This is a genomic window from Nitrincola salilacus (assembly GCF_046271865.1).
Classification (GTDB): domain Bacteria; phylum Pseudomonadota; class Gammaproteobacteria; order Pseudomonadales; family Balneatricaceae; genus Nitrincola; species Nitrincola salilacus.
The window spans coordinates 2,070,631-2,091,476 of sequence record NZ_CP176580.1 but is presented as its reverse complement, the minus strand read 5'-3'; the positions used below and the strand labels follow the sequence as shown (position 1 = coordinate 2,091,476).

Below are 20,846 nucleotides of genomic sequence, written 5' to 3'. Positions count from 1 at the left end.
AGCATTAAAATTGACGGCGAAAAGGCGGCAGGGAATCCAACATCTGGCGCCCATAACGTTTATTGACGATGCGCCGATCCAGTATAACGATACGGCCATGATCCTTTTCGGTTCTCAGCAATCGACCAACCGCCTGGGTCAGTTTCATTGCCGTTGCGGGTACCATCCAGTCATTGAAAGGATTGCCACCCTGTTGCTCTATCCATTCTGCCATAGTCGCATCCACCGGGTCATCCGGCACGCTGAATGGCAGCTTGGCAATAATCACATCCGTTAAATAGTGGCCCGGCAGATCCACCCCTTCGGCAAAGGAGGCTAATCCAAAAATGATGCTTGGTTTACCTTCATCAAGCCGCAAGCGATGCTGCCGGAGAATCTCACCTTTGGCCAACTGCCCCTGAGCCAGTACGCTATTTTTCACGGAATCATCCAGCCGATCAAGCACTGTCAGCATCTGTTTCCAGGAGCTGAACAATACCAGCACAGCCGTCAGTTGAGCCAGTTCCAGATTCAGATATTCGGCCACCTCTTCCGTATGTTCCTGTGCTCTGCTTGGATCAGTGCGCATCTGAGGCACTTCCAGCACGGCAGCATTGTAGTGATCGAAGGGGCTGAACAGTCGCTCACATGTTGTATCTTCAGCCAGCCCCAGGCTGCTGCAGATACGATCGAAACGCCCAAGCGAAGTCAGGGTAGCCGATGTTACCAGCGCACCAAAGCACGACTCCCACAGATGTTCTCGTAACGTATCCGCCACTGACACGGGGCTGCTGCGACATTCAAAATCCTGCGCATGCCCGGCCTCGACCCTGATAATCCAACGTGCAACCGGAGTCGAACCCTCGGGATCTGGCCGCGCGTAACTGCCTGCCAGCCAACCCAGATGCTGTATCCGACTCCAGAAAACACCAATCTGAGGATACCACAACTCCGCATCGGCTCGCGCGACCTCGCTGCTGGCCCCCTCCATTCCCTCTTTGAGAAGATCAGATATCTGCTCAAGCAGTTGCCCCACCCTGTCGCAACAGAATGCGATTTCCTGAGCCGGCGCATGCCAGCTATCCGGTAAAACACCTCCCGGAAAACGATAACGGGCTGACTGATTTCGTTCGTCGCTGAACTCAAGTAAAGACGCCAATACTTCAAACTGACCCAGTGCACGATACAAATCGGCACCCGGCTGCTGCATTCGCCCGACATAATCGGCCAGTTGAGTAGAACCTGTTTCCTGAGCCAACTGATTGAGTTTTTTCTCAAGAATGCCGATCAGCTTCTGACTGGCACCAATGCGCATGGAGTAGGCAAAATGATTGGAGGCCTTATCTGAAAGATGATGGCCCTCGTCGAAAATATAGAGGGTTTCAGACGGCTCAGGCAGAATCGCGCCGCCGCCGAGCGCCAGGTCAGCCAGCACCAGATCATGGTTGGCCACAATCAGATCCGCTTCCGCCATCCTGTCACGCGAGCGATAAAAGGGGCAGACACTGAAATTACTGCAGCGCCGGTTACTGCACTGCATATGATCACTGGTCAGTGGTTGCCAGAGCTCATCAGCCACCTCAAGCTCAAGGCGATCACGATCACCATCCCACTCTCCTGCCGCGTAGCGCTCCATCAGTGTGCGATAGAGCAGCAATGAAGACTCGGGCAAGCGCTCCTCGATCTCATCCTCATAGAGTGCGATCTGCCCCAGGTTTTCCTGACGCTCCAGGCAATGCTCAACCTTGTTCAGGCACAGATATCGCCCTCGCCCTTTGGCCAGAGCAAAACTGAAGATCAGCCCCGAGTGCTGTGCCAACTCTGGCAGATCCTTGCTGATCAACTGCTCCTGGAGCGCGACCGTCGCGGTGGAGATTACCAGTTTGAGTTCACGACGACGCGCTATCGGAAGAGCAGCAATTAAATAGGCAACCGTTTTGCCTGTACCTGTGCCAGCCTCAACAAGGGTCACATGATTTTCACCCAGACGCTCGCCCTTGTCTCCCTGACGAATGGCACCCAGCACACGCGCGACAGCGCCGATCATCTGCTTCTGAGCAGGCCGGGCACGCAATTCCCTGCTTTCGAGAAAACGGGTGTAGGCGGTCTGAATCTCTTTTTTGAGATCACTTTCGAGCAACAGCAGAACTCCATCAGCGCTGATTTGAAGCGGATATTAACAAAATACTGGATATACAAACAGATTTTTACTTGACGAATCTGAAATACTGTATAAAAATGCAGTGACTGTATAAAAAGACATATGACTATGAAACTGACAAAACGCCAAAGTGAAGTACTCGCCTGCATCAAGCGACATATGGAAACCACCGGTTATCCGCCGACGAGAGCAGAAATCGCACGCGACCTGGGGTTCAAGTCAGCGAATGCGGCTGAAGAACATCTTCGAGCGCTCGCCAACAAGGGCGCCATCGAAATGATCAAGGGCACCTCACGCGGAATCCGGTTGCCGGAGTTCGAACAGGATCTGGGTCTGCCGATCGTCGGCATGGTAGCCGCTGGTTCACCCATACTGGCTCAGGAGCATATCGAGCAGCACTGCACCATCTCTTCGGACTTCTTTCATCCACCGGCAAACTATCTGCTGCGTGTCCGTGGAATGAGCATGAAGGATGTCGGCATACTGGACGGTGACCTGCTGGCCGTACATCAGACACATGATGTCAAGGATGGTCAGATAGTCGTAGCACGTATCGGCGAAGAGGTGACGGTTAAACGTTTTCAACGCAACGGGCATAAAGTCAGCCTGATCGCAGAAAATGAAGACTTCCCCGCCATTGAAGTGGACCTGAAGGAACAGGATCTGGTGATAGAAGGACTCGGTGTAGGCGTTATTCGTCAGGGCAGTTAGCCGGACGCAGGAGAGACGTAATGTTAGCCATTGCCGCAGCAAGAGATGATTCACAGATCGCTGGTCAGCCTCAACTGACACTTGAGAGTACACGCTCAAGCAACAGGTCCAGAGTTGATAACCGACCACAAAGCGACTGCCCCAGTCCGCTGAGCGGAAAGATCACTGAGATAGTACTTCACAGTGATCTGGTTTCGCTTCAGCCGATGATACTGCCCATGCTGTCACAACTGAGCCGTGGTGAGCGCTGGCTGGCCCTTGTTGCACCACCTTCTGAACTGACACGGGATCATCTGTTGCAGGCAGCAACTGACTTGAGCAAAACACTGACTTTGCGTTGTGAAACTGACAATGCTGTTGTGCTGGCAGCCAAAGCACTATGCGCCGGCACCTGCCATACTGTAATTCTCTGGCACCCACAACTGACCCGAGAAGAGCTCAAACGTCTGGAAAATGCCGCACTGGCCGGAGGCAGTCACTGCCTGGCGATACACGGTCACTCACTCTGATATAATCAGAGCCTATGAGTGAATTGGGCCCCTTCCCCTGCTCGATTCACTCAGCCCTCTTTTTGATTGTATCAATCTACTTACTGTTACTTGCTATTGCCGATTGCTATTACAGAGTGCTACGTGGGGAGTGCTATCTACTGAAAACTACCACTCCTGCATACCACTACGCTGACGCTCCACCATATCGCGCAGCGCACTGAGCCAGGACTGATACTCAGCCATCACCTCAGAATCCTCGGCATGATCAGGATTGATCTGCATCACCTGTATCTCAGAATGGCTTTGTGCCGATTCCATTCTATCTGCTTTGAGATTAGTAGCTTGCCAGCAGGCAGCATAGGCCGCCTGCATCTGGCACAACCAACTATCCTCACGTTCCTGCAGAGACTCCAGCTCCAGCACTTCGGGAGACTCCTGCCCAGACTGCTCAAAACACTGGCGCAGGTCCTGCAAGGTGCGAACAGATGCAGAATCAAAGCTGTAACGCTCCGCTATTTCACGCATAAATGCGAGATACGCCGTACTCAGATGAAACAGTATCGACTCCTGAAAGGACTCGATCAGCGCATGCTTGCTCCAACTGGTCGAGTCATGAGCAGCCTTCAAGGCATCAAGATGCAAACGAGCAAAGTTCAACTTCTGGTTCGTCCGTATCAGATAAACATCACTCATAACCTGCCTCTGCTTACTTGGCCTTAGTGGTTTTGGCCGGTTTCTTTTTAGCTGCTTCCACCTGCCATTTACCATTAGTGTAAAATGCTCTCCAGCCGGTTGCCTTGCCTTCAGATTCAGACATCACATACTGTTCCTGCGTTTTACGGCTGTAGCGAATCACGCTGGGGTTACCCTCATCGTCCTTCAGCGGCGCTGAAAGCAGGAAGTGATATTTCGGATCCAATGCTTCTTTATGCGGAATCAGCTCACTGACCAGAGGCGCCCTGGTTTCACGATTTTTGGGAAACTGACTCGCAGCCAGGAATAAGCCACTGGCACCATCACGCAGAATATAGGTATCGTCAACCTTCTCACACTTCAGCTCAGGCATCGGTACCGGATCCATTTTCGGTGGTGCTGCCTCACCACTGCGCAGCAGTTTGCGCGTGTTCTTGCATTCGCTATTGGTACAACCAAAGAATTTACCGAAGCGGCCTGTCTTCAACTGCATTTCAGAACCGCATTTGTCACATTCCAATACCGGGCCATCATAGCCCTTGATACGAAACGCACCCTTCTCAACTTCATACCCTGGGCAGTCCGGATTATTACCGCAGATATGCAGCTTGCGATCCTCATCCACCAGATAGGAATCCATCGCAGTACCACAAAGTTTGCAGCGATGCTTGTTGCGAAGAATGCGCGACTCTTCCTCATCATCCCCGTCAACACTGACCACCTCATCACCGGGAATCAGGTTGATTGTGCACTTGCAGCGTTCTTTGGGTGGCAGGTTATAACCGGAACAGCCCAGAAACACGCCGGTGCTACCGGTACGAATCATCATGTGACGGCCACATTCAGGGCACTCAATATCGGTAGGCGTCGGGGTGTTCGGGCGCATACCGTTTTCAGGACTCTGCGCCGCCTCCAGCGATATCACAAAATCCTTGTAGAACTTATCCAGCAGCTCACGCCAGTCCATCTTGCCCTGAGCGATCTCGTCGAGATACTCCTCCATTCTGGCGGTAAAACCATAATCCATCAGATCAGAAAAGTTTTCACTCAGACGCTCACTGACGATATCACCCATTTTCTGGGCATAGAAGCGACGCCCCTGAACCTCGACATAACCACGCTCCTGAATCGTCGAGATGATCGCCGCATAGGTCGATGGACGGCCGATACCACGCTTTTCCAACTCTTTGACCAGGCTCGCCTCGGAGTAGCGCGGAGCGGGCTTGGTGAAGTGCTGTTTCGATTCAAGATCGATCAATGACAGTACTTCGCCCTTTTTCAGGTCGGGCAGAATGATATCCTCATCCCCTTTGCCTCGACTTGGCAGAATACGGGTATAACCATCAAAGCGCAGAATGCGCCCTTTGGTAACCAGTTCGAAATCACCACCGGCAACAGTCAGACGCGTGCTGGTATATTGTGCGGGCAACATCTGACAGGCAATGAACTGACGGCGGATAAGGTCATACAGGCGCACAGCGTCTGTTTCCATGCCCACCAGATCATCCGGCCCAATCGCAACATCAGAAGGTCTGATCGCTTCATGCGCTTCCTGTGCACCCTCTTTACTGCTGTAACGTATCGGATCTGAGGGCAGGTAGTTTTCGCCGAATTTAGACTGGATATAGTCACGGCACGCTGCCACTGCATCTGTACTGAGATTGGTCGAGTCAGTACGCATATAGGTGATATAGCCAGCTTCATACAGCCGCTGAGCCATCATCATGGTTTTCTTCACGCCATAACTCAGACGCGTACTTGCCGCCTGCTGGAGCGTGGATGTGATAAAGGGTGCTGAAGGCTTGCTGCTGGTGGCGCGGTCTTCACGACTGACTACTGTGAGCTTCTCCTGGCGCAGCAGTGCGGTCAGTTTTTCAGTCTGCTCGCTGGAAGTCGGTCTGAAGTTATCAGCACCATAGCGCATCACCTGCAGCTTGACCTGATCATCCGCATTACTGCGAGTATCGGCAAACACCTCCCAGTACTCTTCGGGAATAAACGCACGAATTTCGCGCTCACGCTCAACGATCAGCTTGACAGCAACCGACTGCACTCGCCCTGCCGACAGTCCGCGGGCAACTTTCTCCCAGAGCAGTGGCGAGACCATATAACCGACAACACGATCCAGAAAGCGTCTGGCCTGCTGAGCATTGACACGACTCATGTCCAGCTCACCCGGTTTTTCAAACGCCTGTTTTATCGCTTTCTTGGTGATTTCGTTGAAGACGACGCGCTTGTAGCGGCTGTCGTCACCGCCAATCGCCTCACGCAGATGCCATGCAATGGCCTCTCCCTCGCGGTCAAGATCCGTTGCCAGATATATCTCGTCAGCCGATTTGGCCAATCTCCTCAGCTCGTCTACCACCTTTTCCTTGCCGGGAAGTATTTCATAGTGCGCATCCCAGCCTTGCTCAGGGTCAACACCCATTCGCCGGATCAGTTGCTGGCGCCCTTTTTTACGCTGGTACTCCAGTTTGTCTTCAGGTGACATTTTACGCGTCAGTGCAGCTTGCTTTGCCCGTTCCTTAGGATCAGACTTACTGGCCCCACCCGTCGGCAAATCACGTATATGGCCGACACTGGATTTGACGACATACTGACTGCCGAGATACTTATTGATTGTCTTCGCCTTTGCTGGCGACTCGACAATGACCAGGGTTTTTCCCATTAAACTAAGTCCTTATTCCTGCAAGCAGCCAAAATCATGCGTGCATATATAAGTGCTGACACTTGAAGGGTCAAGCAACATACAGAAAATAATCTGTTTATCTTTGAACGGTGCTGGTCCTAAAATAGGGACCAATGCAATATTTACGATAGAATCTATAATGATATCTGTTATACCAGAGTGCCAAACAGAATGCTCAGAGACAACCTGGTTTTTATAATTTTGATTGCGGTGGTCGGCGTTGCTGCCCTGCTCATCAACTATTTCATCAATATGCGGGAAAGCCAGCAGGAGTCTCGAAGCTCCCGCTTGCGCTGGCTCAAGGAGCAAGCTGAGCACACCTTGAACGCACTGGCCATTCTCAAGGAGGCGGGCTGTCGTGAAGACATTACCGACAAGCTCAACCAGCACGCGCTGGCCCTGATCGAGGAGATCGGCGTCCTGGCGCCCGACTCAGAGCTGATGACCGATGTCAGCCGGATGAAGGAAACCAGCGACAGAGCCCGCCCGACGCAAGGTGCATTTGACAGCGACCGTGCCGTCAAGCGCGCTCAGATTTATATCACCTTTGCCGAAAAGCTGCTGATCGAAATGGCTAACAAAGGCAAGATGACACCTCAACTGGCGCTCAACTACCAACAGGACCTTTACTGGCTCAACATCTCATTGGTTGCTGATGCCCACCTGGCCCACTCCGCCAAGCTGGAACAAGGCGGTGACATGATCGGTGCCTTATCGCACCTTAAGCATGCCAAGGCGATTCTGGTCCGTGCGAAGGTAACCCAGCGCCATAAGCAACCCAAGCTGGATCAGGTACAGGCTGTCATCGACCGCATTCAACCGCCGAAAGACTTTGGACCCGGCAAGTTGGCAGCGGCGCTGGATGACTATCTCAAGGAATGATGCGCCTCAAGAATAACCCTGTACGAGAGAATGCTATGCATCAGCAATAAAGGCAAACCTGGGGCATTGTGTACCATCCTTCAACACCACCTGTTCGGTGAACATCTCCAGCGGCCGAACCCATAGTCCGAAATCACCATAAAGAGCGCGGTATATCACCAGCCACTCCTCGGTTTCGGAATGCCTGGCCGTTCCAAACACCTCATACTCAAGCCCTTTGTAATGTCGGTAACGACCTGGCTGGGGCTGTATCAGTGCTATCATCAATTTTCACCTGTGTAGTTCTTATCGTGTTGAATATTTAATTTTTGAGTCAAATCCGTGCATCCAGGATCGGCTGGATCAGCGCACGCAGACGATCAAGGGTAGCGAGATCGCCACGCTCACGCCAGTAGACTGTAAAATGTACGGGCGATGATTCCAGTGCGATCACATCCGCCGGTACCTGCTCAATCAACTCTCGGATCAGAGTCAGTGCCGGTAAAGACAGCGTACCTTCGCCTTTTTTCCATGACCAGCCTGCAGGCAAGCCCGCGTCAGCAACATTTTCCACCCTGAAAATTTGCCAGGAGGCCCAGACGTCGCGCAAGTCTGGCGGAAGATCAGTGCGCAGAATCCGATAGGCTGGCACGGATATTTTCTCAGCCTCCATCTCGCCTTTCGCACGAGTGGTTTCGATTCTGGCGATCTGAACCAGAAAACCCAGCTGTTTGGCATGCAGACGCATCGCTGCCTGCATCTTCTGACGCGGCGTGGGTTTGATCCACATCAACGAACCCAACAAAGAAAGCATCACAAGAGTGATGATTACCCATTGCATGATGCTATCCTTAAGTCAGGATAAATGGATTTCTCAAACCAAGACTGATTAACAGGTAATCTCATGAGTACATATTCCCGTATTTTGCTAGCGATTGATCTGACCGATGAGTCATCTCAGCTGATTTCGAAAGCCGATGAACTGGCTCACCTGTATGGAGCCGAGCTGAATATCATTCATGTCGTCGAGCCCCTTACATTTGCGTATGGTGGAGACGTTCCGATGGACCTGTCCACCATTCAGGAGCAACTGGATGACCATGCCAAGCGCAAAATGGATACGCTGTGCGCAGCTATCTCTCAGCCAGTGAACCAGCAATACATCGTTACCGGGCATACCGAATCGGAGATTCATCGCATTGCCAACGAGACCCAAACTGATCTGATCATCGTCGGCAGCCATGGTCGGCATGGACTGGCACTGCTGCTTGGCTCAACAGCCAATGGCGTTCTTCACGGCGCGCAGTGTGATGTCCTGGCCGTGCGCGTCAGACAGAAAGAGGCTTAATCCTCTCCTGCCTGCATCGCTTCCAGTTCAACCCAGCGCTCCATCAGCGCCTCAAGCTTGTGCTCCTGTTCATGCAGGAGTGCAAGCCTTGCCGTGACATGGGCATGATCCTGCTGATAAAAGTCAGGTGCCGCACTCTCAAGCGCAAGCGCTTCGAGTGCCGCTTCTGCCGCTTCCAGCTCGGCAGGCAAGGCATCCAATTCGCGCTGCAGTTTATAGCTGAGCTTTTTCGGCGCTTTACTCTTACGAACATCATCACTCTGCACCGCAGCCCCAGATGCTGAACCACTTGCAGGCGCATTCTGAGAACGTTTGGCAACTACAGGCTCCGACGGGCGCTGCCTCAGCCAGTCCTGATACCCACCCACATACTCACTGATTTTACCGTCGCCCTCAAACACCAGCGTGCTGGTGACAACGTTATCAAGGAAGGCACGGTCATGGCTTACCAGCAGCAAGGTGCCGTCATACTCAAGCAGGATATCCTCCAGCAGCTCCAGCGTTTCGATATCCAGATCGTTGGTTGGCTCATCGAGCACCAGCATGTTGGCCGGTTTACTGAACAGACGGGCCAGCAGTACGCGATTACATTCACCACCTGACAACGCCTTGACCGGTGTTCTGGCACGTTCGGCACTGAACAGGAAGTCGCCCAGATAGCTGATGATATGACGGTTGCGGCCATTGATCTCGATGAACTCGCGTCCACCCGAGACGTTGTCGATCACACTGCGCTCCATGTCCAACTGGTCGCGCATCTGATCAAAGTAAGCCACTTCTATCTTGGTACCCTGCCTGACCTGCCCACTGTCTGGCTGCAGATCACCAAGCAGCACTTTCAGCAGGGTACTCTTACCGATACCGTTTGGACCTATCAGACCGATGCGGTCACCTCTTTGCACTCTCAAGTCCAGATCGCGGATCAGGGCTGCGCCACCCAATGCCAGCGAGACTGATTCCAGCTCAGCCACGAGCTTACCGGACTGATTGGCCTGTTCGAGACCGAACTTGGCCGATCCCTGACGCTCGCGACGAGCGGCGCGTTCACGACGCATGCTCTCAAGCGCTCTGACACGACCTTCGTTACGGGTACGGCGAGCTTTGATGCCCTGACGTATCCAGCGTTCTTCCTGAGCCAGTTTTTTATCAAACTCTGCCTGATGACGTGATTCTTCTTCGAGCAACGCTTGTTTCTGCTCAAGATAGCGACTGTAGCTACCGGGAAAGCGTGTCAGATGACCACGATCCAGCTCAACAATCACCGTTGCCAGCTTTTCAACCAACGCGCGGTCATGCGAGATAAACAGCAATCCTCCGCGGAAATCCATCAGCATCTGCTCCATCCATTCGATGGTTTCGATATCCAGATGGTTGGTAGGCTCATCGAGCAGCAGCAGATCGGGCTTCTGCACCAGCGCAGCGCCCAGTGCCGCACGACGACGCCAGCCCCCTGAAAGCTCTGCCATGGTTTTTTCTGCCGGCAGCCCAAGGCGATCAATCACCGATTGAACCTGCTGCTCAAGGTGCCAGCCATCGACCGCTTCAAGGCGGTGCTGCAGTTCCTCAAGCTCATGCATGGCGGCTTCATCTTCGCGCTGCGTCAGTTGATCATACTGAGTGCGAAGCGCCAGCACATCCGACAGACCCGCCGTCACGACATCCCAAACCTTACGTTCATCCGCAGCAGGCAGCATCTGTGGCAGATCCGCTATGCGCGCAGACGGCGCTCTCCAGACCACGCCATTATCCTGATGCTGGCTGCCATTGATCAGCTTCATCAGGGTAGACTTCCCTGCCCCGTTCATTCCTACCAGCGCAACCCGCTCACCCGCCTCGATCTGCAGATCGGCAGCATCAAGAATAATCTGGTTACCAAACGCCAGCGATACCGCATCAAGCTTGATCAGTGTCATAAATCCCAATTACCTCATTTATTCAGCGCGTCATTCTACCTGAAAAGGGGAATTCTTTTTATTCTCTTCTCAAAACATATCTGGAACAGATAAACTGAACAGGCTACAACCAAGAAACGCGCTACAAAGAGAAGGGGAAGGTCGTGAGCATTTCCAGAGCCCTTATGGGCTTATCGGTCGGTTTTGTACTTGCAATGCCCGTGCACTCATTTGCACAGGTATTGAACAAGCAACAGCAATTATTTCTGGATACCCTTCAGGCAGCGGAAGCCGGGCGAAAGAGTGACATATACAAGGGACTGGAGCAGTTGCAGAACTATCCGCTGACACCCTATATCACCTTCGCAGAACTTCGTGGACGCCTGGCACATGCCAGACAGGATGAGGTCGATCACTTTCTGACAACTTATGCAGATTCACCTCTGGCAGGTCGCATGTTGTTCGCCTATACGACCCAACTGGGCCTGAAAAAGGACTGGGGTCGTTTTCAAACCTATTACAACAGAATCCAGCGCCCCAATGCTCAGCAGCAGTGCCTTGCAGGACTTGCCAGCCTGGCTTTGGGTGACAAAGACGGAGCCTATCAGCAAGCCGCTCAACTGTGGCAGGTGGGCACTTCACAGCATGATGCCTGTGACCCTCTGTTCGAACGCTGGATAGCCTCCGGTGGCCTGCAGTCAAATCATGCCATCGAGCGTCTGTTACTGTCGCTTGAATCCGGCAATATCCGGCTCGCGCGCTATGTAGAACGCTTCATCAAGGATGAAGCCAGCAAACAGCATGTTGCCACCATCTGGCGGGTATATGACAAACCCGAACAGCTGCGCCAGAACCCAGGCATCATCAGCAAGCAAACACCTCAGCACCGACGCCTGGCCATGTTGGCGGTCAACCGTCTGGCAAGCAGCGATCTTGAGCTGGCATTGAACACATGGATTGGCCTGGTACGACATCTTGAAATACCAATACCGGAGCAGGAAGCACTGGCTAACCGCTTGGGCGTGCGCTATGCCAAGCGGTTCCTGCCAGGCACAGAGAAACTATTGTCACGTGTGGATCCTGACTTCAATTTCGGGGAGCTGACCGAGTGGCGCATCCGCCTGGCTCTGGTGGATCAGGCCTGGCCTCAGGTTGCATCGATGATCGAAAAACTGCCAGACGAACTCAAGATCAACCCGCGCTGGCAATACTGGGCACATGTGTCGCACAAGCACCTCGGCATTCCCTATACTCAGGATGCGCTTGAGCAGTTGGTTAATGATCGAAGCTTCTACAGTTTCATTGCCGCCGAGCATAACAATCTGCCCTTTGAGTTGAAAAACTCACCAGCACCTTTTGATGCCAATGCACTGAATGAGATTGCTCAGCTGCCAGCGTTCACACGGATGCATGAACTGTATCGGATCAATCAGATCAACAATGCGCGTTCAGAATGGAATCATGCCACCGCTTCTCTGACGCAGGAGCAGCAGCATGTTGCCGCACACCTGGTGAAAAGCTGGGGCTGGTATTTCCAGGGGATCCGGGGCGCGATCGGCAGTGATCAGTGGGATGACCTGGAGTTGCGATTCCCGACCCCCTATACAGAACTCTTCCATCAGGCATCGGGTAAGTACTCGATTGAACGAGCCTGGGCTATGGCCGTCACCCGCCAGGAAAGTGCTTTTCTGGAAGATGCGCGTTCAGGTGCCGGTGCCATGGGGTTGATGCAACTGATGCCAGCAACAGCAAGAGAAGTGGCTAAACGCAACCGCATCGACCTGCCGGACCTCAGTCGTTTGTCGCAGCCCGCAGTCAATATAGAACTTGGCTCAGCCTACCTGTCGCAGATGCAGCAACGGTTTAATGGTAATCGTGTCTACGCCACGGCTGCCTACAATGCTGGCCCCGGGCGTGTTCAGCAGTGGCTGAATGCCCGTGGCCATCTGCCTCTGGATATCTGGATCGAGACCATTCCCTTTGATGAAACCCGTCTGTATGTGCAGAACGTTCTCTCCTTTGGTGTCATTTATGACCACCTGACCGGTCAGAGCCCCAGCATGATGAGCCAGTCTGAGCGCCAACTTCTTGCACTGAACAGCACCCACTGAGGAGAGATTAAAGCACAGCAGGGCTCAGTCACCGCAGGTGTTGAGAAACGTCTCAAGCGCCTGCCGGTCGAAAGGCCAGTCCAGCTCACGCCCATTACCTGTATCCCGCAACACCGGGATACGGGTAGCATAGCGCTCCATCAACTGATCATCATAGGCGATATCCACCAGCTCCACTTCGTGCAGATCTTCATTCATCGTCACCACCAGAATCTGCGCTGCGTCATCACACAGATGGCACCCCAGGGTGGTCATTAATTCAAAACTTCGCACATACATCTCCACAAAACGGTTTAATCTGTTACTTTAACAAGGCAATATGCAACTTGAAGACTGATCCTGAGACCAATGCACCATGAACTGAGCTAAATACCATGGTATAAGATAGGGTCTGGAACGCAACGCACTAGCAGCAGGCAGATATTTATGGATAAGAACAGCAAAATGGCAACTGATCCACAAGAGTTCATTAACTATGTGAACCGAGAAACAAATAAAATTCTTGAGATGTACTCTGCTACCGGCGGCGATGATATTTTCAAGCAGTTCACCACCGCTTGGTCCGAGCTGGCCACACGCTCAATGGAAGATCCTACTGTATGGATCAAAGCGATTACAGATTTCCAGCAGGCTCAACTTAATCTGTGGCAGAACATGTTTACCGGTGCGGGCACTCAGGTCGTCGTGCCCAAACCGGGAGATCGCCGCTTTCAGAATGAAGAGTGGTCCAAAAACCCGGTGTTTGATTATATCAAACAGTCCTATCTGCTCAGCTCAAAGATGCTGACCGAGATGTCGGCCAATGCCAAACTGTCGGAAGCCGAACAGCAGAAGCTCGATTTCTACACCCAGCAGTTTATCGATGCCATGTCACCAACAAACTTTGCCATGACCAACCCTGAAGTACTGAATCAGGCGATCGAGTCAAATGGCCAGAGCCTGGTCGATGGTTTGAAGAACCTGCTTGGCGACATCGATAAAGGCCATATCTCCATGACCGATGAAACCGCCTTCGAACTTGGAAAAGATCTGGCCACCACAGAAGGTGCAGTGGTTTTTCAGAACGACATATTCCAGCTGCTGCACTACAAACCGCTGGCTGCGCAGGTTCATGAAAAGCCTCTGCTGATCGTGCCACCCAGCATCAACAAATTTTATATCCTGGACCTGCAGCCACATAACTCTTATGTGCGCTACTGTCTGGAGCAGGGCCACAACGTCTTCCTGATCGCTTGGGTAAACCCCAGCAAAGAGATGCGCGATCTGACCTGGGATGACTACATCGAAGATGGCATCCTGAAAGCTACCGCTGTGACCAAAGAGATCACCGGCAGCGACAAGATCAACGCCGTCGCCTGGTGCGTCGGTGGCACCATGATGGCCTCCGCACTGGCAGTCATGACCAATCGCAAAGATAACAGTATTGCATCGGCGACTTTCCTGACCACCCTGACTGATTTCAGCGATCCAGGTGATCTGCGCGTCTTCATCGATGAGTATCAGGTCAAACAGCTGGAGAACAAGGTCAACAAGGAGGGATTTCTGCACGGCCGCGAGCTGTCTACCTCTTTCAACATGCTCAGAGCCAACGATCTGATCTGGTCCTATGTCGTAAACAACTATCTGAAAGGTCAGACACCGCCTCCATTCGACATTCTCTACTGGAACAGTGATCCGACCAATCTGCCTGCAGCGATGTATACCTTCTACATCAATAAGATGTACCTGGAAAACAAACTGGTCGAGCCAAATGGTCTGACGATCTGCGGTGAGCCGATTGATCTGAGCAAAATCAAGACGCCCTGTTACTTCCTCTCCACCATGGAGGATCATATCGCTCCGTGGAAAAGCACCTTTGCTGCCACCGACAAGTTCACTGGCAGCATGGAGTTTGTACTGGGCGCCAGCGGGCATGTCGCAGGTGTCATCAATCCGGCATCCAAGAATCGTCGTCATTACTGGATTAAAGGCGAGCTTGGTAAGGGACCTGATCACTGGCTTGAAACCGCCGAGCAGCAGGAAGGCTCCTGGTGGAACCACTGGTCTGAATGGATCAAGCGTCGCGGTGGCAAGAAGATCGATGCACCGGCCGACTACGGCAATGCTGCTCACAAGGCCATTGAGGCCGCACCGGGCAGCTATGTTAAATCACGCCTTGACTGATCCTCGCTAATATTGATACTACAAGGGGCACTCAGGTGCCCCTTTTCAATTATGAAAGAGTTGCGCACCCTCGCCGACCGGACTGACCCTCAATGCACCTGATTAAAAACTCCCTGAGCAGAAAGCGAGTGGAGACCCTGGCTATTCTTCATCTGGCCTGGCCCATTGTGATCGCACAACTTGCGCAGCACTCTATTGGCTTTGTAGATACGCTGATGGCGGCTCGTGCCGGTGCTGAAGATCTGGCAGCCATCGCGTTAGGAACCAGCATATGGATACCTGTATTTCTGGCGCTCAGTGGCATTCTGATGGCAACCACACCTTTGGTTGCACATCTGGTCGGCGCCAACAGAGCCCAAGACACATCAGGCACGTTGCATCAAGGATTGTGGATTGCACTGATGCTGGGTGCGATTGCTCTACTGCTGCTCAACAACACTGAGCCGCTGCTGGCATTACTGTCATTGGAACCCAGCCTTGCTGACAAAACCAGACGCTATCTTGAGGCGATCTCACTTGGATTTCCGGCGCTGCTGCTGTTTCAGGTGATGCGCAGCTATTGCGAAGGGTTTGGCAAGACCCGCCCGGTGATGAAGATAGCCATCATCGGCTTGTTGTGTAATATCCCACTAAACTATGTGCTGATTTTCGGTAAATTCGGCTTTCCTGAACTCGGTGGTGTGGGTTGCGGCTGGGCCAGTGCAATCGTAATGTGGATCTTCCTGTTCTGCGGCACTGGCTACCTGCATAGAAGCTCCTCTTTTGCCCCCCTCAAACTCTGGAGACGCTGGCAAAAACCACAACTCCGCGCTGTTCTGAGCTTTCTCAGGCTCGGCACCCCTATCGGCTTTGCACTACTGATAGAAGCCAGCATGTTTTGCGTGATCGCGCTGCTGCTGGCAAGGCTGGGAGATATTGTGCTAGCCGCTCATCAGATCACCATCAGTTTCACCGGTATGGTTTTCATGCTCCCTCTGAGTATTGCGATAGCATTGACCATACGTGTCGGCCAGCTCTCCGGTGCCGGGCAGGCTGCATCAGCCAGATACGCTGCCTTCACCGGGATACAGATCACCCTGCTTCTGGCATTGGTGACCACCACGCTGACACTGCTCTTTGCAAGAGGCATTGCGCGACTGTATACCCCGGATATCGAAATCCTCGATCTGGCAGCCTTCCTGCTCGTTATTGCCGCCCTGTTCCAACTCTCGGATGCCATACAGGTCAGCGCAGCTGGAGCGTTGCGTGGCTATAAGGATACCGCTATACCTTTACTACTGGTTTTTATCTCTTTCTGGATTATCGGGCTGCCGATCGGTTATCTGCTGAGTCTGACTGATACGCTGGTCCCGGCGATGGGACCAGCCGGTTTCTGGTATGGTTTGGTGATCGGCTTGAGCGCAGGCGCCGTATTGCTGTTGACAAGGCTACATCTGGTTTCACGTTATGGTGAAAATGCTTAAAGCCTGCCTGCTACTGCTGGCAGGTTTAACCACTGCTACTATCTCGGGCTGCTCAGAACCCACGCCCGAGAAGATGATGCAGACCTATGCCCAACGCCTGGGCAACGCGCTTGACCAACCTGTAGACTTCACGACAAGTCACTTACCCCCTCTCCCCCAACAACCTCCACGGCGCCAACGCTTACTACCGGTTACGGAGATAAGAGAGGGGCTATTTGATGTGCTCAACTTGCGACATTGCAACCTGCTGCCTTTGATTGCAGAGCGCAACAGCTCACTCGGTCGAGTCATGCCGCCATCACAGCAACTGATCTATGAGCTGCAGTTTCTGCAAGCCATAGGCGAGTGTGAAGAGCATCTGCGGGCTCTGGTGAATACAGACAGCGATCTGGAGGAGGTGCTTCTACAGGTCAGCGAGATACACCGCATCAAACGCGACAATCTTCCGGCAGTGATCTGGAATAGTTTTTATACCGCACCCGAGATGGAAAAACAGTTTGCCATCAACCAGCCACCTTTGCCGCTGAATAATGCCGGGCTGCTGGCGACCATTGAACCAAGTTTACTGATGTTTGCCAGAATCAGCGGCCTGACTCTAGTAGATGCTGAATCGATCGATCCGATAGCAATCAAGGCCTTGGAGCAGGATTATGAACGCCTGTACCGGAGTGATTTCGGAGCTCAATGGCTGAAAAGTCTGTTACATCTGACCCATCTGCTTGATGCGACCGCTGACGCCATCGAAAAGCGTCTGGAACGGCTACCGGTATGCTATAACAACCGCCCCAACCCACAGGCAGAGATTCTTCGCAATGTGTTCACGCGTTTCTATGCCGGTGAGATACAAGGCTATCTGGCGACCGTTCATCAGCAAGGCATCCGCTGGCTTGAGTTACAGCAACGGATCATGGAACCTCTGCCGGTACCAGGACCTGCTACGCTCTACTACAGACAAGTGATCAGCACAGATACACAGAACAGTCTCTGGCAAACCTATACAGTTGCCAGAGACCGACACACATCGGCCTGGCAACAGCTGCTGGGGCAATGCGGCATGATGCCCGGTCAGGACAATATGCCTGCAGGATGAAGCCTAGCGGTTCTGATTGAGATTCAGCAACTGACTCAACTTGTCGTTGAGACGCTCCTCTTTCTCTTTCAGTTTTGCCTGTTTTTCCTGCTCACGAATACGCTCTTTGCGCAGTTGATGATAGGCTTTGAGCTGCGCTTTGGCATGCTCAGCCTCAGACGCTGTCACCTCGCCGGACGGCTCACCATCCAGACCGATGCGAGAAGCGCCTTCCTGAAGGCTGCGCAGATAATTGGGTGAGCGCACATATGAAGCAAGCGCACGCTTGATCCGGGTTTTGGACAACTTATCATCCGCAATCAGATCTTCCTGTATGCCGATTTTCAGCGGCCGCACATTCTCCCGACTGAATACCGCCGGATAGGCTTGCGACAGCTCCTGCAGTGCGGCCAGATTGGCGGCACGATTTTTAGTCCGATTACGGGAGCCGCTCTTTTCGCTGTCCACTTTCACTGAATCATTCACTGCTTTACTCTCAACTCGCTCAATTGACCTGTTCAAACGCCGCTCAGCGTACTCCAGTCGTTGCTCACACTCAACCAGCAATTGCTCGGTTGAATGCCTTAACTGCTCCAGCTCAGACATCGCCTTTGCGGATGAAATACTCATAATTTGTTTCCTGTTGCTTCTCACTCAGCAATTCATGTCCCAGAAACCTGCAAAATCTGGGTATATCCCGCTGAGTGGAAGGGTCAGTCGCGATCACATGCAGTACTTGATCGACCGACATCTCCTGTATCTTGTTATGCAGCATCATGACCGGCTCGGGGCACAACAGACCGGATGTATCCAACACCACATCAACGTCGATCTTATCCATTACCTGTCACTCATTTCTATAAAGGCCGCTATTGTCGCAAATATCCTACCTCAGAGAAACTGCATATACGCAGTTAACATGCCTCAGGGGAGCGACTATGCTTGAATTATCGGCAGAACACTATTATCAGGAGTACAGATGCCATGATTCGAGTAATGATAGAGCGCCACATTGCACTGGATCTGGACGAGCATTATGACCGTGTCGCCAGTGAAACACTACAAAAAGCCATGTCTGCACACGGCTTCATATCGGGAGAAGCGCTGAGAGATATTGATGATCCCATGCACCGACTGGTCATCGCCAATTTCAGAAACGCTCACGACTGGCAAATCTGGGCCCAGTCGGAAGCGCGCAAGGATATGATGAAACAGATGAGTCTGCTGCTGGAGCAGGAGGAAAAAATCACCCTGTTTGAGTACTGATCACTCACGGCGAAGATCCAGAAAACAGGTGATCTCTTCGCGATCATGGTACAGGTGCCGTGCTTCGATACGATGCGTCACGCCTGCAGCATCCAGCTCACTGCGGATCGTTTCGAGGCAGTTCACCACTTCACGATAGCGCTGTTTCATGGGAAGCTTGAGGTTGAAAACAGCTTCACGGCACCAGCCTCTTTTGGCCCAGAGCACCACGAGGTCTGCGATTCGTGAGGGTTTTTCGACAACATCGCACACCATCCAGTAAACCGGTTTTGATGGCGCAAAGGTAAAAGCATCTTCTCGAAGATGGGTGACCTGACCACTCTCCATTAACTCCTCACCCATCGGACCGTTGTCCACTGCGGTTACGAACATCCCCTGCTGCACCAACTGCCAGGTCCAGCCACCGGGCGCTGCCCCCAGATCAACAGCTGTCTTGCCACCACCCAGGCGCTGCTCCTGCTCATGCCTGGATAAGAACCAGTGCCAGGCCTCCTCAAGCTTGAGCGTAGAACGACTCGGCGCAGCAGCTGGAAACTTCAGACGCAGAATACCCATCTCCCAGGGCGAGCTGTTCCGCCGTGGCGAAACACCCAGCCATAGAGATTTACCCGACAGCGCAAACAGATGCATGCGCCATTCAGCCTTCTGTTTGCGAGGCAACAGGCAATTCTGCTTACGCATCTGCTGTACAAGTGCCGAACTGAATTTCCGTGCAAACCCCTGGAGCTCACGTCCGGAAGTCGTATCCGGCGTTTCGGCAAACAGCTCATTGCACAAGGGCAACCCGGCGGCGTGCGCCAGAACAGGTGTCACACGATCATGCCCCGGCAGATCATCAAGCATGGGCAGACAAGCTACCCACTGACGCACAAAGATCAGAGAGCGAAAGGCGATCCTCTCCATCACCTCCAGCGCAGTGCCAGGCTGATGCAGATTGAATATGACATAAGCCTCCTCCGCTCGATAAGTCGGATGCCCTGAGAAGCCAGCCAGCGCCGCACGCTCAGTAAACTCGGCAGCGCATTCACGCTCAAATCCGGAACGGCAATAGAGAATCAGTGTGTTTAAGGTCTGCATCGTGTGGGTTGTCTCTCCTGCCTGACGGCGTTATTCCTGATGGTTCGGCGCCCATCATACCTGACTCGCAAACTTATGATCTAGCAACAGTTGTACGAGCTCTCGCCTCTTTCCTTATGGGTCATACTCCACAGGAAGACATGCAGATTAGTGCAGAGATTTATATGCTATGCTTTGCAAGCCGGATTCAGCACTAACGACAAACTTTAAACCTGTTAAATATCAGTTTGCTACGCTCATTTTTACCCTGATATGAGATCCTCTCAGTTGAATAAACCGATGTTTGAAATGATTAAAAACTCAGCCCCCTTTCTTGGTTTGTGTAATCAAACACGAAATCACCTCGCATCAGCATCTGAGCCCTTCCGGGTTCACAAAGGTACAGTTTTGCAAAGTGCAAATCAGCCGTGGAGCAAGGTGTATCTACTCAATCGGGGGCTAGTACGCATGTATTATGCAGATCTAGATGGCAATGAGCATAACAAACGTTTTTTTATGGACAGTGATTTTTTTTGGCCAGTCACCCATGCTTTACGTACTCAACCAACGGGGTTTTTTATTGAAACGCTGACAGAAACAGAGGGATACTTCTGGCAGTTTGATGCGTTTCAATCGTCTTTCTCCAATGATTACGAATGGCTCACTTTCAGTCATGTCTGGATGGAAAAACTCCTGGAAGCAAAGCTGACAAGGGAACGCCAGTGGCTGCAGTTAACGGCAAGTGAGCGCTATATTCAATTTTGCCAACACTCCCCAAAGCTTGCTGCACGCCTTCCTGCTCATCAGGTTGCAAGCTATATAGGCATTACACCAGTTTCTCTTTCTCGATTAAAAAAACATCTGATTGTTAACATTTGATAATGCACCTCCAG

20 protein-coding genes are annotated in these 20,846 nt (G+C 52.5%); 10 read left to right on the top strand and 10 right to left on the bottom strand.

Translation table 11 applies throughout. The features are described from left to right. Positions 1 to 4 precede the first annotated feature (4 nt). The gene (gene dinG, locus ACK3CJ_RS09915) at positions 5 to 2,119 is read right to left on the bottom strand and encodes an ATP-dependent DNA helicase DinG (protein ID WP_409526253.1); all 2,115 of its coding nucleotides are present in this window, start codon (positions 2,117 to 2,119) and stop codon (positions 5 to 7) included. A gap of 129 nt (positions 2,120 to 2,248) precedes the next feature. Between dinG and lexA the strand changes: the two genes are divergently transcribed. Both lexA and ACK3CJ_RS09905 read left to right on the top strand, forming a co-directional pair. After that, complete coding sequence (gene lexA, locus ACK3CJ_RS09910) at positions 2,249 to 2,851, top strand: transcriptional repressor LexA (protein ID WP_409526252.1); 603 nt, start codon at positions 2,249 to 2,251, stop codon at positions 2,849 to 2,851. Between the two features lie 20 nt (positions 2,852 to 2,871). Continuing rightward, the gene (locus tag ACK3CJ_RS09905) at positions 2,872 to 3,360 is read left to right on the top strand and encodes a SulA-like leucine-rich domain-containing protein (protein ID WP_409526251.1); all 489 of its coding nucleotides are present in this window, start codon (positions 2,872 to 2,874) and stop codon (positions 3,358 to 3,360) included. Between the two features lie 147 nt (positions 3,361 to 3,507). Here ACK3CJ_RS09905 and ACK3CJ_RS09900 read toward each other — a convergent pair whose 3' ends face one another. Together ACK3CJ_RS09900 and topA are read right to left on the bottom strand one after the other, a co-directional pair. Continuing rightward, positions 3,508 to 4,035, bottom strand: coding sequence for a DUF6586 family protein (locus tag ACK3CJ_RS09900; protein WP_409526250.1), 528 nt, complete (start codon positions 4,033 to 4,035; stop codon positions 3,508 to 3,510). A 13-nt stretch (positions 4,036 to 4,048) separates the two neighbouring features. Further along, positions 4,049 to 6,703 (bottom strand): type I DNA topoisomerase, encoded by a 2,655-nt coding sequence (gene topA, locus ACK3CJ_RS09895; protein ID WP_409526249.1) that lies wholly within the window; start codon positions 6,701 to 6,703, stop codon positions 4,049 to 4,051. A 192-nt stretch (positions 6,704 to 6,895) separates the two neighbouring features. Between topA and ACK3CJ_RS09890 the strand changes: the two genes are divergently transcribed. Further along, positions 6,896 to 7,606 carry a DNA topoisomerase I gene (locus tag ACK3CJ_RS09890; RefSeq protein ID WP_409526248.1) on the top strand — a complete coding sequence of 237 codons (711 nt, stop codon included), beginning with the start codon at positions 6,896 to 6,898 and terminating at the stop codon, positions 7,604 to 7,606. Positions 7,607 to 7,639: 33 nt separating this feature from the next. Here ACK3CJ_RS09890 and ACK3CJ_RS09885 read toward each other — a convergent pair whose 3' ends face one another. Then, positions 7,640 to 7,861: a DUF1653 domain-containing protein gene (locus tag ACK3CJ_RS09885; RefSeq protein WP_409526576.1), complete on the bottom strand. Its 222-nt coding sequence runs from the start codon at positions 7,859 to 7,861 to the stop codon at positions 7,640 to 7,642. A gap of 58 nt (positions 7,862 to 7,919) precedes the next feature. Beyond that, on the bottom strand, positions 7,920 to 8,426 hold the full coding sequence (locus ACK3CJ_RS09880; protein ID WP_409526247.1) for a hypothetical protein: 507 nt from the start codon (positions 8,424 to 8,426) through the stop codon (positions 7,920 to 7,922). Between the two features lie 63 nt (positions 8,427 to 8,489). Here ACK3CJ_RS09880 and ACK3CJ_RS09875 point away from each other — a divergent pair, with 63 nt between their 5' ends. After that, positions 8,490 to 8,933, top strand: coding sequence for a universal stress protein (locus ACK3CJ_RS09875; RefSeq protein WP_409526246.1), 444 nt, complete (start codon positions 8,490 to 8,492; stop codon positions 8,931 to 8,933). Here the strand turns inward: ACK3CJ_RS09875 and ACK3CJ_RS09870 are convergent. Beyond that, positions 8,930 to 10,846: an ATP-binding cassette domain-containing protein gene (locus ACK3CJ_RS09870; protein ID WP_409526245.1), complete on the bottom strand. Its 1,917-nt coding sequence runs from the start codon at positions 10,844 to 10,846 to the stop codon at positions 8,930 to 8,932. The two genes, ACK3CJ_RS09875 and ACK3CJ_RS09870, sit on opposite strands and share 4 nt — an antisense overlap. Before the next feature lie 143 nt (positions 10,847 to 10,989). On the opposite strand from ACK3CJ_RS09870, the gene ACK3CJ_RS09865 reads away from it, so the two are divergent. After that, the gene (locus tag ACK3CJ_RS09865) at positions 10,990 to 12,936 is read left to right on the top strand and encodes a transglycosylase SLT domain-containing protein (RefSeq protein WP_409526244.1); all 1,947 of its coding nucleotides are present in this window, start codon (positions 10,990 to 10,992) and stop codon (positions 12,934 to 12,936) included. Between the two features lie 24 nt (positions 12,937 to 12,960). Here the strand turns inward: ACK3CJ_RS09865 and ACK3CJ_RS09860 are convergent, their stop codons facing one another. After that, entirely contained in the window at positions 12,961 to 13,209 is a 249-nt protein-coding gene (locus tag ACK3CJ_RS09860) for a glutaredoxin family protein (RefSeq protein ID WP_409526243.1), read from the bottom strand. A gap of 153 nt (positions 13,210 to 13,362) precedes the next feature. On the opposite strand from ACK3CJ_RS09860, the gene ACK3CJ_RS09855 reads away from it, so the two are divergent. The 3 genes from ACK3CJ_RS09855 (at position 13,363) to ACK3CJ_RS09845 (ending at position 17,652) form a co-directional block, all read left to right on the top strand. After that, positions 13,363 to 15,099: a PHA/PHB synthase family protein gene (locus ACK3CJ_RS09855; protein ID WP_409526242.1), complete on the top strand. Its 1,737-nt coding sequence runs from the start codon at positions 13,363 to 13,365 to the stop codon at positions 15,097 to 15,099. Between the two features lie 92 nt (positions 15,100 to 15,191). Beyond that, positions 15,192 to 16,562, top strand: coding sequence for an MATE family efflux transporter (locus tag ACK3CJ_RS09850; RefSeq protein WP_409526241.1), 1,371 nt, complete (start codon positions 15,192 to 15,194; stop codon positions 16,560 to 16,562). Continuing rightward, positions 16,546 to 17,652 carry a DUF3080 family protein gene (locus ACK3CJ_RS09845; RefSeq protein WP_409526240.1) on the top strand — a complete coding sequence of 369 codons (1,107 nt, stop codon included), beginning with the start codon at positions 16,546 to 16,548 and terminating at the stop codon, positions 17,650 to 17,652. Before ACK3CJ_RS09850 ends, ACK3CJ_RS09845 begins: the two co-directional genes overlap by 17 nt. Before the next feature lie 3 nt (positions 17,653 to 17,655). On the opposite strand, the gene ACK3CJ_RS09840 is transcribed toward ACK3CJ_RS09845, so the two are convergent. Then, positions 17,656 to 18,261, bottom strand: coding sequence for a ProQ/FINO family protein (locus ACK3CJ_RS09840; RefSeq protein WP_409526239.1), 606 nt, complete (start codon positions 18,259 to 18,261; stop codon positions 17,656 to 17,658). Then, positions 18,230 to 18,472 (bottom strand): sulfurtransferase TusA, encoded by a 243-nt coding sequence (gene tusA / locus ACK3CJ_RS09835; RefSeq protein WP_409526238.1) that lies wholly within the window; start codon positions 18,470 to 18,472, stop codon positions 18,230 to 18,232. The genes ACK3CJ_RS09840 and tusA overlap by 32 nt, the downstream gene beginning before the upstream one ends. A 143-nt stretch (positions 18,473 to 18,615) precedes the next feature. Here tusA and ACK3CJ_RS09830 point away from each other — a divergent pair, with 143 nt between their 5' ends. Next, positions 18,616 to 18,897 (top strand): antibiotic biosynthesis monooxygenase family protein, encoded by a 282-nt coding sequence (locus tag ACK3CJ_RS09830; protein WP_409526237.1) that lies wholly within the window; start codon positions 18,616 to 18,618, stop codon positions 18,895 to 18,897. On the opposite strand, the gene rlmM is transcribed toward ACK3CJ_RS09830, so the two are convergent. Beyond that, positions 18,898 to 19,974: a 23S rRNA (cytidine(2498)-2'-O)-methyltransferase RlmM gene (rlmM, locus tag ACK3CJ_RS09825; protein WP_409526236.1), complete on the bottom strand. Its 1,077-nt coding sequence runs from the start codon at positions 19,972 to 19,974 to the stop codon at positions 18,898 to 18,900. Positions 19,975 to 20,253: 279 nt separating this feature from the next. Here rlmM and ACK3CJ_RS09820 point away from each other — a divergent pair, with 279 nt between their 5' ends. Continuing rightward, positions 20,254 to 20,832: a Crp/Fnr family transcriptional regulator gene (locus ACK3CJ_RS09820; protein WP_409526235.1), complete on the top strand. Its 579-nt coding sequence runs from the start codon at positions 20,254 to 20,256 to the stop codon at positions 20,830 to 20,832. The last annotated feature ends 14 nt before the right edge of the window (positions 20,833 to 20,846 follow it).

Bases quoted from the DNA above. Each gene is read 5' to 3' on its own strand.
- lexA (WP_409526252.1), top strand. From the start codon at position 2,249: ATGAAACTGACAAAACGCCAAAGTGAAGTACTCGCCTGCATCAAGCGA.
- ACK3CJ_RS09905 (WP_409526251.1), top strand. From the start codon at position 2,872: ATGTTAGCCATTGCCGCAGCAAGAGATGATTCACAGATCGCTGGTCAG.
- ACK3CJ_RS09900 (WP_409526250.1), bottom strand. From the start codon at position 4,035: ATGAGTGATGTTTATCTGATACGGACGAACCAGAAGTTGAACTTTGCT.
- topA (WP_409526249.1), bottom strand. From the start codon at position 6,703: ATGGGAAAAACCCTGGTCATTGTCGAGTCGCCAGCAAAGGCGAAGACA.
- ACK3CJ_RS09890 (WP_409526248.1), top strand. From the start codon at position 6,896: ATGCTCAGAGACAACCTGGTTTTTATAATTTTGATTGCGGTGGTCGGC.
- ACK3CJ_RS09880 (WP_409526247.1), bottom strand. From the start codon at position 8,426: ATGCAATGGGTAATCATCACTCTTGTGATGCTTTCTTTGTTGGGTTCG.
- ACK3CJ_RS09875 (WP_409526246.1), top strand. From the start codon at position 8,490: ATGAGTACATATTCCCGTATTTTGCTAGCGATTGATCTGACCGATGAG.
- ACK3CJ_RS09870 (WP_409526245.1), bottom strand. From the start codon at position 10,846: ATGACACTGATCAAGCTTGATGCGGTATCGCTGGCGTTTGGTAACCAG.
- ACK3CJ_RS09855 (WP_409526242.1), top strand. From the start codon at position 13,363: ATGGATAAGAACAGCAAAATGGCAACTGATCCACAAGAGTTCATTAAC.
- ACK3CJ_RS09850 (WP_409526241.1), top strand. From the start codon at position 15,192: ATGCACCTGATTAAAAACTCCCTGAGCAGAAAGCGAGTGGAGACCCTG.
- ACK3CJ_RS09845 (WP_409526240.1), top strand. From the start codon at position 16,546: ATGGTGAAAATGCTTAAAGCCTGCCTGCTACTGCTGGCAGGTTTAACC.
- ACK3CJ_RS09840 (WP_409526239.1), bottom strand. From the start codon at position 18,261: ATGAGTATTTCATCCGCAAAGGCGATGTCTGAGCTGGAGCAGTTAAGG.
- tusA (WP_409526238.1), bottom strand. From the start codon at position 18,472: ATGGATAAGATCGACGTTGATGTGGTGTTGGATACATCCGGTCTGTTG.
- ACK3CJ_RS09830 (WP_409526237.1), top strand. From the start codon at position 18,616: ATGATTCGAGTAATGATAGAGCGCCACATTGCACTGGATCTGGACGAG.
- rlmM (WP_409526236.1), bottom strand. From the start codon at position 19,974: ATGCAGACCTTAAACACACTGATTCTCTATTGCCGTTCCGGATTTGAG.
- ACK3CJ_RS09820 (WP_409526235.1), top strand. From the start codon at position 20,254: ATGTTTGAAATGATTAAAAACTCAGCCCCCTTTCTTGGTTTGTGTAAT.